This window comes from Asaia sp. A2 (assembly GCF_057319415.1).
On the sequence record NZ_JBXWTO010000001.1, the window covers coordinates 99,371 to 111,861 of the forward strand.

Here is a 12,491-nt window from a genome sequence, read left to right on the forward strand (position 1 = left end):
TCCCTATTCCTTCATCTGCATGTCGGACATGGCGGACTGCATGTGCATGACCTGACCCGTCGACTTGTCGATGACCATACCGTTGTTGTACTTGGCCACGATGCTGTCGAAGAGGTTCGGCTGAACATGCGCGAAATACTTCACCGGCGCTGCTTCCTGAGGAGCGGCAACCTGCGGGTAGTCGGCTGAGTCGAGCGAGTCAGACGCGCCCTTCACCTTGTCGACCCACTGGCTGAAATCGTCATCCGTCATGGCAAGCGTACGGAACTTCATGTCCGAGAAGCCACGGCCCGTATAATGCGCTGCTTCACCCAGATAATCACCCGGCGCACTGGCCAGAAGATGAAGCTGCGTCTGCATGCCAGCCATGGCATAGACCTGCGAGCCCAGACGCGGGATGAAGAACGACGTCATGACCGCGTCTGACGTGATGCGGAAATTGATCGGAGTATTGACCGGCACAGCAAGCTGGTTGACCGTTGCAATACCCTGGTCGGGGTAAATGAACAGCCACTTCCAGTCGAGTGCGACCACTTCGACATTCAGAGGCTTGCGCCCTGCGGCTTCAGCCGAGTGCAGCGGGCGATAGGGATCAAGCGTGTAGCTCGTCCAGATCGCGATTGCACCCAGAATGACGATGACAACAGCCGGAACGCCCCATACGAAGAATTCGATCTTCGTCGAGTGGTCCCAGTTCGGCAGATACTCGGCCGATGTGTTGCTCTCGCGATACTTCCAGGCGAAGTACAATGTCATCAGGATCACGGGGATGACGATGCAGAGCATCACACCCAGTTCGATCAGGATGACGTTACGGTTCTGAAGACCCACCGGACCGCGCGGATCGAGAAGATCGAGCGTACATCCGGAGAGGAAAAGCGCCGGCGCCAGCGGCAGAAGCCGCCGCAACTTCGGCAAAAGTCTATTGTTCATTGTCTGCCCCGCTCGTTGAACCGACCGTCAAGCTTTTTGGCTGCGCTACGCTGCCGCTGAACCCGACCACGGCTTGGTCGAACGTGGCGACAACACCTTCAGGGGATGTCATCCATCTCTCCTATTCCAGTGAATGACACGCATCGCCCCGCAACGTGACATCATCATACGACCAGGACCGTATGAAGACGTAACATTGCGTATGTCGGTGGCTTTGAACGCTCCGACCACGATACGTTTCATCCTTGCCTCGCCTTGCTTCGGCACGAAGATAGACCGGTTGGTCAATCGCGTGCCTGCACGCTGGGCATCAGCACCCAGCTCTGTTCTGTTGTTTCCGCCCGATTGGCCTGCAAAGCAAGCACTGATCACGACTTTTCATGGGACTGTTCACAATTTGAACACAAGACTTGCGGTTGAAAATCAATACTTTAGCGATCAGTTTCGCTTTTTGGCCGCAATATATTGCGGATTTTTTAGATTCAGTTCAGACAGAAAAGACAAGTTATCCAGACTGAAATAGTCTGAATAAACAAAAAGGGGCGTGCCTGAGACACACCCCTGTAAATAGATCATTGATCTAGATCAGTACTTAGCTGTTATTATTATTACGAACGCCCATGAACTGGAGCAGAAAGGTGAAGAGGTTAATGAAGTTCAGATAAAGCGAAAGCGCATCGTAAACACTGCGCTTGCCCATTTCATCCGGCCCCACATAGGACAGATAATATTGGTAGGTTGCGCGGATACGCTGCGTATCGAACGCTGTCAGAACCGTGAACAGCACCACACCAATAAGGCTGACCATGAATGAAACCGCCGGACTGTGCAGAAACATGTTGACCAGGCTCGCAATAACCAGACCAATCAATCCCATCATGAGGAACGAACCGAGCGAACTCAGATCACGTCGGGTCGTGTAGCCCCACAGGGACATTGCAGCAAAAGTCGCTGCCGTGACGAAAAACGTGCTCGCTACCGAGGTATGGGTATAGACGATCAGGATGTTCGACAGGCTGGCTCCCATCACGGCGCAGAAGGCCCAGAACAGCCCCTGTGCTGCCTGCCGCGACAGGCGGTTGACGCCAAACGACATGACCATGACAAATGCCAGAGGGGCAAAGATCGTGAGCATGCCCAGCCCCGTCGGACGGGTAAGGATGCCACCCGGCGTCAGAACCTGACGGAAGAAGAGGTCGCGTAATGAGGTTTCGGCTACGGCGTATGCCACGAAACCGGTCACTACCAGCCCCGCTGTCATCCAGTTGTAAACGCTGAGCATATAGGCGCGCAAACCGGCATCGACCGTATCGACCCTGGCGGCTCCGGTGTTACCCGAGTTATTACCAGATCGAGAATTTGGAACGAAAGCCATGACACCCTTTCCTGAAAATTGGCCAGATTGACCTTTTGTTTCTTCAATGTGGCGCTTTTAGCATAGTGGTCAAGTCGACCGTGATGAACGACATTCTAAGATACATTTGTCGCCCTTGCCGAAACTGCTGCGTTGCGGTGCGTTATCGATCCTTAGGATACGACAGAACCACCCTGCTGCGCTATCAAATTGACTCTTCAACCCTCAACGTCATCCTGCCTGCCAGCATCGCCCGCGTGCCATCTTATCCGGTCCTGAGCCGACCACCGCACAGGATCGCGATACCTGCTCACCCGCCTGCCAGGAAATGCTCATGCGCCTGTTTACCGCTCTCGATCTTGCCAGCGAACACAAGCGTCTTCTCTCTTCACTACGCCGCCCGATCTCCGGTGTGACTTGGTACCCTCCGGAGACCTACCATCTCACCTTGCGCTTCATTGGCGAGGTGCGGACGCGCCCGCTCATGGAGGATATTGATCATGCGCTGGCTGCGATCTCGACTGATCCTGTGCAACTCGAACCCAGCGGCGTCGGGATTGCGACACAAGGTGCACGGTCCCGGCTTTGGGCGGGTATCGCGCCGTCCAGCACTCTCACTGCGCTGCAAGGAAAAGTCGAAACCGCTCTCAGGCGTTGCGGGGTAGTGTTGGAAAAGAGACGTTTCATTCCCCGGATCGGACTGGGAGTTCTCGAAGACGATCCCAGCGGCGACGTGGTGCGCTGGATCCAGGGGCAGAACCTTCTGCACGGCAAAGCCCTGAGCTATGAGCATTTCGTACTGCTCTGCTCTCATCGCGGCAGTGAGGCTCCATGTTACGAAACCTGTTCGGCATATCCGCTGAGACTTGATACGATCACCTCTTTGGAAACATGGTCTCTCTGAATTGTCGACGCAATCTGATGAAACGCTTGCCGAACTGGTTTCGCGCGTCCGGGCTTGCCGAATCTGCGAGGCCTCCCTCCCGCTGGGTCCGAAGCCGCTCATTCATGTTTCGCCAACATCACGCATCCTGATTGCCAGTCAGGCACCGGGCACGATTGCCCATGAGAGTGGCAAATCATTCTATGACCCCTCAGGCCGGCGGTTACGGGAATGGATGGCCCTCTCCGAAGAGGATTTCTACGACACAGGCAAGGTGGCCATTCTGCCCATGGGACTATGCTATCCAGGTCGCCTGCCCAATGGCGGCGACAAGCCGCCTCGGCCTGAGTGCGCTCCCGCCTGGCGTGATCAGGTCCTCAGCCATTTGCAGGAGTTACGGCTCATCCTGCTGGTTGGCTCCTATAGTCAACACCATACCCTGGGGCGTGGCGCGGTAACGGATCGGGTGCGTCAATATCGGGACTATCTGCCACGTTACTTTCCTCTTCCCCATCCTTCTTGGCGGACAGGCGTCTGGGAAAGGCGCGCACCGTGGTTTCGTGCAGAAGTTATCCCGGCGTTGCGAGAAGAGATACGAAAGGCGCTTGCCTGACGGTTACCGTTCAGGATCAAGGTACCAGATCGAGCTGCTTCACATGCCTGAGCGTCGAAACGACGAAACCCTCCAGTCCCGCGAAGAGAATCTGGATACCGATACAGAGCAGAATGAGTGCTGCAAGGCGACTCACAATTCGGGCGCCCGTCCGCCCCAGAGAGCTCACAATCCGTTCGGCATAGGTGTAAAAAATGACGACAGTCAGGGCTATCGCGAGCACCGCAAGAGACAGGCCAATAATATAGCTTGCTGCGGAAGCCCCCAGCGTCCGACCAGAGCTTAACGCTATCGCCACGGCAATGCTGCCCGGCCCCACGGTGAATGGCATCGCCAGTGGAAAGAACGCCCGGTCTCCCAGATCATTATCGACGTTGGACGCGTCATGATCGAGAACCTGACGTTCCTTTCGGGCCTCACTCTCCTCGGGCGCAAGCAAGAGCGCCCAGGCACGAGAAGCGACAACGAGGCCACCGGACACGCGCAACGCATCGATTGTGATCCTGAAAAAGCTCAGGATCCACCCACCGAGCCAGACCGACACCATCAGGATGATGAAAGAGTAAAATCCGACTGTTCGCGCCAGGCGAACAACCTGCCCTCGCGGACGCCCGAGCGTCATCTGCGCAAAGATCAGCGACGCCCCGAGAGGGTTGACGATCGAGAACAGAGCCGAATACGCCATCAGCCATATAGCTGTTACGTCACTGACCCTGACCTGCTGTGTCAACACATGGGGCAGATTCATTATCCGGCCTGATCTGTGCGGGCCTTGACTGAGAGAAAATGCCTCGTGTGCAGCAGGCGTTTCAGACGTCTGTGCTCACTACCCAGGACAGCCTTGACCGCTTGAAGATCCTGAGCGAGGCAGCACAGCGCACCACTCTCACCTGGTCCATTGGGACAAACCGTCATGCCTATGTCGTGATACACACCCAGCAGCGCTTGCCCAACCTTGATGAAAACAGGATGTCGCCCTTCTTCGAGGGCAAGATCGCGCAGACGCCAGATCGCGGCAATGCACTCGGTCTCCGCGCCGGCAGGATCTCCAACGCCGATGATGAACTGACCCGTACGCAGAAACGGGATACCGGCGCGGCCGTTGTCATTTAAAATCAGACCGCTCGGGCGACGGGGGCCAAGCTCCTCAAGGGCGTGAGCCAGGTTGCGGTAGAGCGTCTCGCTTTCCTTGTCCCAGGGACGCACAAGCACGTGGCTGCGACGTAGCATCTGGATGACGGCCACAATGCCGAGCAGAGCCGAAATGCCCAGCGCCCAGCGAACGACCGAGGTGTGCGCGTCATAGATCAGCGAGCGCCACCATGCATGACCGAGGTGGTGGCGTAGGGCAAACAGCCCCACGCTGCCGAGGCTGATGATCCAGAGCGTTACAGGCGCCATGAGTGTCGGGCTGAGCGGTTCGGCAAAGAGCCGCGCTTTTCGATAATAGCACGACCGAAACGGCGCGATGAGGAACATCACCATCATCAGGCAGAGCGGGATCGCCAATGGCCCCTGCCGCAGGATGACAAGTGGAATGGCAACGCCCAAAAGGGTGAGCGCCGCCCGCCAGGCCGCAGTCACGCGCTGCGCCAGCCCTGCAGCGACCCCCACAAGCATCACCCCGGTCAGGCACAGAAGGAACTCTGCCAGCTGTAACATGAGATGAGTGAATGGCGTGCCAAGGAGAGGCGCAGGAATGGCCACGGCGTAGAACACGAGCAATATGCCGGTTCCGGCCACCACACCTGTTGCAACCGTAACTGAGAAATCGGCCTCGGATTCACGCACAACCTGGCTGGGACGCCTGACAACTGCCGCCCCCGCCATTGTGCCATGACGACGCGCCCAAGCGGCATCACCACGCAGAAACAACTCATGAACGGCAAACATGCCGCCGGCGAGAAAGAGCGGGATAATATAATAAAACAGACGAAAAGTCAGGATCACGCCAAGAATCTGCGGGGTAGGCAGATAGGGCCCAAGAGCCAGAAGCATCGCGCCGTCAAACACGCCCAGCCCACCCGGCACACTCGCGACCAAACCGGCAGTGTAGGAGGCGATGTAGATGGCGAGGAATGCCGGAAAGCCGATCGCCGCTTCGGGAGGCAACAGGACGTAGGCAATCAAGGCTGTCATGGCCATATCGGCAGCGCTGACAATGACCTGTGCCACAGCCACGCGAAAACCCGGCACGTCGAGCGTGTAACGCCAGATGCGCATCTGGCGATATCGCAGTGACACGCCAAGATAGGCAAGTACGCAAAGCCAGGCCGCCGCACCACCCAGTTGCAGGACCAGATGGGGCAGATGCGCCACAAGCGGAATATGGCCGGGCTCGAACAGGAACACGCCGCCTATGAGCGCCATCGCACCAAGCAGATAGGTGGTGGAACAAAAAGCAATAATCTGGGCGATGCCGCCAGGCGACACCCCCCAGTTGCGATAGAGCCGAAAACGCACGGCCGCGCCAGAAATGGCTGAGCAGCCCAGGTTGTGCGAGAGCACATATGAGCAGAATGCTGCAAAGGCTGTGCGCAGGAACGACTGCTTCGACCCGATATGATAACAGGCCAGCCGGTCGTAGAAAGACAGGATAAAATAGGACAGGAAGGTACAGCCCACCCCAGCCAGCAATGCCTGTGCCGGTATGGCCTGAAGAGCACCCCTAATCTGGGCAAGAGAGAGCGATTTGAGCTCTTTCTGGATAACGTAGATCGCCGCCACCAGAAGAATGAGCCCCAGCAGCGCAGGAAGACGACAGGCCACGCGCCGCCAAGGGCTCGCAGGTTTGGCCTCGCCTTCCTCACAGCAGGGTGTTGTCTGTTCCTGAACGGTCATGACCCCTCAATCAAGGCTGCTGATCGTCTCTTCACCTGTCAAATATTGGCATCAGCCACGGCAACATCGCGGGCAAGGGCATTTTCAATCAGCGCCACCGTTTCCGGCAGGCCGAAAAGCGAGGCGAAGATGCCAAAGCGCGGTCCCTCGGTCTGCCCGAGCAACACCTCGTAGAGACACCCGAACCATGCCCTTAGCGGCTGGATCTGATGTTTCTTGCCAATTTCAAAAACGATATCCTGAACCTGAACAGGAGATAGTCCTGGGTCTGCCAGTTTCAAGGCGTCCGCCAGATCCTGCAAGGCAACGCGCTCCAGATCGGTCGGGGCACGGAACGTCTTGGCCGGACGGACGAACTCCTTGAAATACACCAGAGCGTGGCCGACCAGGCGATCGACATAGGGGTGTGTTTCCGGCGAGAGGTTCGGGTCGTAACGACGCAGGAATTTCCAGAGTGTATCGCTGGTCTCGGCATTGGCGACCGAGGCCAGATTCAGCAGTGCCGTGAACGAGACCGGGCTGGAGAGCCCCTTGTCGAGCGAGCCGCCATGAATAAACCAGGCCGGGTTGGCGCGCAGCGTGGTGTCGTCTTGCGTCTCGACAGCCTTGTCCAGGTTGGCCAGATACTCGTCCATGGCACGGGGGATGACATCGAAGAACAGGCGCTTGGCGCGTGTCGGCTGATTGAACATGTACTGCGCGAGGCTCTCCGGCGGCGCGTAATGCAGCCACTCCTCGATCGACAGACCATTCCCCTTGGACTTGCTGATCTTCTGGGCGTTCTGGTCCAGAAACAGCTCATAGGTCAGGCCCGCGGGCGGGGCCTTGCCAAGGATACGGCAGATCTTGCTGGACAGCTTGACGCTGTCAATCAGGTCCTTACCCGACATTTCATAATCCACGCCGAGCGCATACCAGCGCATGGCCCAGTCGGCCTTCCACTGCATCTTGGCATGACCACCCAGCACGGAGGTCTCGAAATTCTCGCCCGTCTCGGGGTCCTGCCACTGCACGGTTGCGGCAATTGGATCAACCTTGGTCACGGGCACCTGCATGACCTGACCGGTGCGCGGATGAATGGGCAGCACAGGCGAGTAGGTCGCGCGACGTTCGGCACCCAGCGTGGGCGCAATGGTCGCCACAACCTCGTCATGCACCTCAAGCATACGGCGCAGCGCCGCATCGAAACGGCCCGATGTGTAATAATCGGTTGCGGACGCAAACTCGTACTCGAAGCCGAAACGGTCGAGGAATTCGCACAGCATCGCGTTGTTATGCGCTGAGAAACTCTCGAATCTGCCAAACGGATCAGGGATGCGGCTCAGTGGCAGGCCGAGATGCTGCGCCAGCATCTCCTGATTGGGGACGTTGCCCGGAACCTTGCGCAGCGCATCCATGTCATCGCTGAAAGCCAGCAGACGTGTCTTGCGTCCCGTCAGGCGTTCATAAGCCAGACGCACCCAGGTCGTACGCGCAACCTCACCGAAAGTGCCGATATGGGGCAGGCCGGACGGGCCATAGCCGGTCTCAAGCAGGGCCGGAGCATCGCCGCCTCGTGCCTCGACATGGGCCACGATTTTTCGCGCCTCCTCGAACGGCCATGCTTTTGGCAGGTCGAGGGCGTCTGGAGTGAGGGAGGCGTTGTTTTTTGCAATGCTGGACATGATTGGTCGAAAACTAGAAATAGTTCCGCCCCGGGTCAAGCAAGTTGGCGTTAGCCCCTCTTCTTCACAGGCTGCCCAATCTGCCCATTCCACCCCGCTTCAGGCCGCATATGGCAAAGGAAACGCCCTGCTGGCGGGCGGGCGCGAGTGCGTCTATGGTCAGTGTGATGCCCACACCCTCCCGCGCCTTACCTTATGATGCCCCTGCCCTTGTAACGACCAGAGCGCGGGCGTCGGTTCTGACACCGGATGGCGAGCTTCTCTCCCTCGATGCAAATGAGGCGGCACAGCTGCTGGCGACGCTCCCCCCACCGCTGCTGATTCATGGTCCGGCCACAATCAGGCGACTGGGTCTCACGCCACCGGGCCAGGTCGTGCCGTGGTTCGATCTGCTCGAACTGTTCCTGTTTCTCTTTCCCACACGCCCTGTCGTGCCGACCCCTCGGGGTATGGCTCTGGCATTGGGGATGATGGCCCCGGACCCATGCGAGGCAGATTTTCTGCATCAGCTTCTCGAAATGCTGCGCCAGAACCTCACCCGCCTGGCAGAGACGGGCGAGGCTGACAGCATGCGGGCCCTGCTTCCGCTTCTGTCCCGCGCAGGCTGGGCCTGGGCGGCGTTTGTCGAGACGGAACTGGCGGCAACTCCCTCAAGACAGCGCCATCCCTACGAGGCATTGCGCGTCTGGCGGCGTCTGCCGCGCTGGGAGGAGATGGCGCAAAGACCACCACCGGGAAGCCGTCCCGTCAGCCCGGTCGAGGCGCGTGCCCGCCTCTCGGCCATTCTGGGTAACAAGGCCGAGACGCGCCCGGGACAGGCCGATTATGCCTCTGCCGTCACCCACGCCCTCGCCCCACGTGAGGGATTCGGGATACCGGAAATCGTGCTTGCGGAGGCCGGAACCGGGACAGGCAAGACACTTGGCTATATCGCCCCGGCCAGCGTCTGGGCCGAACAGAATGATGGACCAGTCTGGATCTCCACCTATACGCGGCATTTGCAGCGGCAGATCGAGCAGGAGCTGCACCGCCTCTATCCCGATGATGCGGAACGCCGGGATACCGTCGTTCTGCGCAAGGGACGGGAGAACTATCTCTGCCTTCTGAACATGGAAGACGCAGTCAACACCCTGGCGTCGAGGCCAAACCCCTCACCCGCTGCGCTTGTCGGCCTGTCCATGCTGGCGCGCTGGGCTGAAGCAACCGAAGATGGCGATCTGATGGGGGGCGACCTGCCAGGCTGGTTTGGCGATATCTTCGGCACCAGCACGATCTATGGCATGGCTGACAGACGGGGCGAGTGTATCCACGGCGCCTGCCCGCATTATCAGACCTGCTTTGTCGAACATTCCATTCGTCGGGCACGCGGCGCCAATCTCGTGATCGCCAATCATGCTCTTGTGCTGTCGCAAGCAAGCTGGGCCAGCCTCGCACGTGACGATGTGCCTGATGAGGACCAGCTTCCAACGCGCTATTTCTTCGATGAGGGGCATCACCTGCCTGAGGCGGCGGATAGCGCGTTCTCGCTCGCCCTTTCGGGACTGGAGGCGGCGGAGCTGCGACGCTGGCTGCTCGGCGCCGAGGGCAGCCGCTCGCGGGCGCGCGGATTACGCCGAAGGCTGGAGGACCTCGTCGCCACCTCCCCGGCGCTGGAATCGCCGCTGGATGCCATTCTCTCCGCAGCCCATGCCCTGCCCGCACCGGGCTGGCTCGGTCGCCTCAATGGCGAGGATGACGCGACGGAGCCGGAAGTGCCGGAGCTGATTACCAACAGCGCCGAACAGTTTTTCCGGGCGCTCAGAGCCCAGCTCGAAGCCCGCCGCATTGGCGCGGCGGGACAGGACACGTCCGAATGTGAGCTCCACCCGGCTGGCGAGACGCTCAGGGGGGCGGCAGACCCTTTCGATACGGCGCTACGACGCCTGCTCACGCCGCTCGAAACCCTCGTCGAGCGACTCAAGGCCCTGTTGAGTGAGCCGGATGACGCGCTGGAAGCGGCGCAGAGGCTGCGTATCGAGGCCATGATACGCTCTATCCGCCGGCGGGCCATTTCGCGTGTAGAGGGCTGGATCGCCATGCTCGATACCGTGCTGGGCGACACCCCTGAATCGGGAAGTGCATTCATCGATCTCATCAGGCTCGAATATGTCCCCGGCCGCCCGGGCGAGCGCGATATTGGCCTGCACCGTCACTGGCGCGACCCGACCATTCCCTTTGCCTCGGTCATGCAGGGGCCGGCGCATGGCATCCTGATCACCTCGGCCACCTTGCGTGACCAGACGCCCCCGCAGGGTGAGAGCGGCCCTGCCCCCCGTCTGGTCGAACAGGGATGGCAGGCGGCCGAGACGCGACTGGGTACGCCGCATTTCATCAAGCCGCCCATGCGGGCCTCGCTGCTCAGCCCGTTCGACTACGCCAGCCAGACACGCGCGCTGATCGTCACGGATGTTCCACCGAACGATCTCGATGCGCTGGCAAGCGCCTACAGGCTGCTTTTCATGGCGTCGGAAGGCGGTGCGCTGGGGCTGTTTACCGCCATCTCCCGTCTGCGCGCCGTGCATCAGCGGATTGCGGCACCGCTGGAGGAAGCAGGCCTGCCGCTTTACGCGCAGCATGTCGATACGATGGATAACGCCACCCTGGTCGATATCTTTCGCACCGAGCTTCATTCCTGCCTGCTCGGCACCGACGCGATGCGCGACGGCGTGGATGTGCCGGGTCAGGCGCTGCGTCTGGTCGTTTTCGAGCGCACACCGTGGCCGCGCCCCGATATCCTGCATCGCGAGCGACGCAAGGCGCTCTCTCCCGACGACCCGCGCGATTACGACGACCGTCTCACGCGCATGAAACTGCGTCAGGCTTTCGGCCGGCTGATACGCAAGGGCGATGACCACGGGGTATTCGTCATTCTCGATCGACGCATGCCCTCACGCCTGCTCTCCGCCTTTCCTGAGGGCGTCACTGTCGAGCGTGTGAGCCTCGCGCAGGCGGTGCGGCAAATCGGGGAATTCCTTCCTCGTGAGCCCCTCGCAGTAACGGAGAGTGATCCGCACGATGTCTGACACAGCCCTCGTGACCATGTCCGGGGATGTTCTCATCCTCAACGGGACAGAGGCTTCTCAGATGGGGACGACCGGGCCGACGGATAGCTCCAAGCCGGATACAGACAGTCCCATTCGCGGCACGGTTCTGGAAGGCACTGGGCAAACCCTGCTTGGCATCGATCCGCAACGCCGCCTGTTGCTCAATGCACCTGCCGGGTGGAACCTGCTTCAGACGGCACCCGCCGTGTATCAGCTGCGCGATGCCTCTGGCACCATCTGGTCTCACGCCCCTGACGGCTCACGCGACATGGTCATGGAACGCGCCAACTGGGGCGAACTCGTTTGCCTCAGCCTGCGCCGCTTCCCGGTCATTGCGCCTGCGCAGATATCATCCGAGCCCGTGCCGCGGCTGTTGCATTACATCTGCAATGATCTGGCGACACTGGACTCCGCCATCACAGCCAATATAGAGCGCACGGCCCAGATGAACCCGGGGTGGTCACTCAGACTCTGGGACGAGGCTGCACGTTTCGACTTCATATCCGAGCATTATGGCTGGGACGTGCTGAAGATATACCTGATGATTGGCGGGGAATATGGCGCCGCCAAGGCCGATTTCTTTCGTTATCTGCTGATCTACAAGCTGGGTGGGGTTTATCTCGACCTCAAATCGACGACGTCACGACCGCTGGATGAGATGATACGCGCGGATGATGCGTATCTGATCTCGCAATGGAACATGTCAGGCTCCGGACTGCACAAGGGATGGGGCATTGGTGCCTCGATCGCCTATGTTCAGGGTGGAGAATACCAGCAATGGTTTCTCATCGCCCGGCCTGGTCATCCTTATCTGAGGCGCGTGATTCAGCTCGTGATGACCAAGATCCTGACCTATCGTCCCGAGGTGCATGGCGCGGGCGCGGTCACGACATTCAATATCACGGGCCCGCACGCCTATACCAAGGCGATCTATCCAATCAGAACCACTTACCCTCACAGGGTATTCGATGCTGAAAGCGAGGGGCTGGTCTATTCGGCTATCGAGGATCATCGTGCGCGCAGTGGCAGCAACTACCGAGAAGCCCGGACGCCCATCGTGACCGGAAACGAGTCCTATCGCCTTTAAGGCATGCAGCCTTCGTGCAGCCGGACATGCAAC

General features: G+C 59.6%; 10 protein-coding genes. 5 read left to right on the top strand and 5 right to left on the bottom strand.

From position 1 onward, the window contains the following. Nucleotides 1–3: 3 nt before the first annotated feature. Nucleotides 4–933, bottom strand: coding sequence for a ubiquinol oxidase subunit II (gene cyoA, locus ACWNRM_RS00495; protein ID WP_485169004.1), 930 nt, complete (start codon nucleotides 931–933; stop codon nucleotides 4–6). On the opposite strand from cyoA, the gene ACWNRM_RS00500 reads away from it, so the two are divergent. After that, nucleotides 933–1,070 (top strand): hypothetical protein, encoded by a 138-nt coding sequence (locus ACWNRM_RS00500; protein WP_485169005.1) that lies wholly within the window; start codon nucleotides 933–935, stop codon nucleotides 1,068–1,070. The genes cyoA and ACWNRM_RS00500 overlap by 1 nt on opposite strands. Nucleotides 1,071–1,525: 455 nt before the next feature. Here ACWNRM_RS00500 and ACWNRM_RS00505 read toward each other — a convergent pair whose 3' ends face one another. Then, a complete protein-coding gene (locus ACWNRM_RS00505; RefSeq protein ID WP_485169006.1) occupies nucleotides 1,526–2,308 on the bottom strand; it encodes a Bax inhibitor-1/YccA family protein in 783 nt (260 codons plus the stop codon). 313 nt (nucleotides 2,309–2,621) lie between these two features. Here ACWNRM_RS00505 and thpR point away from each other — a divergent pair, with 313 nt between their 5' ends. Then, nucleotides 2,622–3,191 (top strand): RNA 2',3'-cyclic phosphodiesterase, encoded by a 570-nt coding sequence (gene thpR / locus ACWNRM_RS00510; RefSeq protein ID WP_485169007.1) that lies wholly within the window; start codon nucleotides 2,622–2,624, stop codon nucleotides 3,189–3,191. Nucleotide 3,192: 1 nt separating this feature from the next. After that, nucleotides 3,193–3,783 carry a uracil-DNA glycosylase family protein gene (locus ACWNRM_RS00515; protein WP_485169008.1) on the top strand — a complete coding sequence of 197 codons (591 nt, stop codon included), beginning with the start codon at nucleotides 3,193–3,195 and terminating at the stop codon, nucleotides 3,781–3,783. Between the two features lie 16 nt (nucleotides 3,784–3,799). On the opposite strand, the gene ACWNRM_RS00520 is transcribed toward ACWNRM_RS00515, so the two are convergent. From ACWNRM_RS00520 to ACWNRM_RS00530, 3 genes are read right to left on the bottom strand one after another with little or no spacing between them, the layout of a single operon-like run. Beyond that, nucleotides 3,800–4,531 carry a MarC family protein gene (locus ACWNRM_RS00520; protein WP_485169009.1) on the bottom strand — a complete coding sequence of 244 codons (732 nt, stop codon included), beginning with the start codon at nucleotides 4,529–4,531 and terminating at the stop codon, nucleotides 3,800–3,802. Further along, nucleotides 4,531–6,624 carry a lysylphosphatidylglycerol synthase domain-containing protein gene (locus tag ACWNRM_RS00525; RefSeq protein ID WP_485169010.1) on the bottom strand — a complete coding sequence of 698 codons (2,094 nt, stop codon included), beginning with the start codon at nucleotides 6,622–6,624 and terminating at the stop codon, nucleotides 4,531–4,533. The genes ACWNRM_RS00520 and ACWNRM_RS00525 overlap by 1 nt, the downstream gene beginning before the upstream one ends. A 38-nt stretch (nucleotides 6,625–6,662) precedes the next feature. Further along, a complete protein-coding gene (locus ACWNRM_RS00530) occupies nucleotides 6,663–8,288 on the bottom strand; it encodes a lysine--tRNA ligase (protein WP_485169011.1) in 1,626 nt (541 codons plus the stop codon). 167 nt (nucleotides 8,289–8,455) lie between these two features. Between ACWNRM_RS00530 and ACWNRM_RS00535 the strand changes: the two genes are divergently transcribed. Further along, the gene (locus ACWNRM_RS00535; protein WP_485169012.1) at nucleotides 8,456–11,350 is read left to right on the top strand and encodes an ATP-dependent DNA helicase; all 2,895 of its coding nucleotides are present in this window, start codon (nucleotides 8,456–8,458) and stop codon (nucleotides 11,348–11,350) included. After that, nucleotides 11,343–12,458 (top strand): glycosyltransferase family 32 protein, encoded by a 1,116-nt coding sequence (locus ACWNRM_RS00540; protein WP_485169013.1) that lies wholly within the window; start codon nucleotides 11,343–11,345, stop codon nucleotides 12,456–12,458. Before ACWNRM_RS00535 ends, ACWNRM_RS00540 begins: the two co-directional genes overlap by 8 nt. The last annotated feature ends 33 nt before the right edge of the window (nucleotides 12,459–12,491 follow it).

Excerpts from the sequence above, each read along its gene's own strand:
- cyoA (WP_485169004.1), bottom strand. The coding sequence starts at position 933 with ATGAACAATAGACTTTTGCCGAAGTTGCGGCGGCTTCTGCCGCTGGCG.
- thpR (WP_485169007.1), top strand. The coding sequence starts at position 2,622 with ATGCGCCTGTTTACCGCTCTCGATCTTGCCAGCGAACACAAGCGTCTT.
- ACWNRM_RS00535 (WP_485169012.1), top strand. The coding sequence starts at position 8,456 with ATGCCCACACCCTCCCGCGCCTTACCTTATGATGCCCCTGCCCTTGTA.
- ACWNRM_RS00540 (WP_485169013.1), top strand. The coding sequence starts at position 11,343 with ATGTCTGACACAGCCCTCGTGACCATGTCCGGGGATGTTCTCATCCTC.
- ACWNRM_RS00525 (WP_485169010.1), bottom strand. The coding sequence starts at position 6,624 with ATGACCGTTCAGGAACAGACAACACCCTGCTGTGAGGAAGGCGAGGCC.
- ACWNRM_RS00530 (WP_485169011.1), bottom strand. The coding sequence starts at position 8,288 with ATGTCCAGCATTGCAAAAAACAACGCCTCCCTCACTCCAGACGCCCTC.
- ACWNRM_RS00505 (WP_485169006.1), bottom strand. The coding sequence starts at position 2,308 with ATGGCTTTCGTTCCAAATTCTCGATCTGGTAATAACTCGGGTAACACC.
- ACWNRM_RS00520 (WP_485169009.1), bottom strand. The coding sequence starts at position 4,531 with ATGAATCTGCCCCATGTGTTGACACAGCAGGTCAGGGTCAGTGACGTA.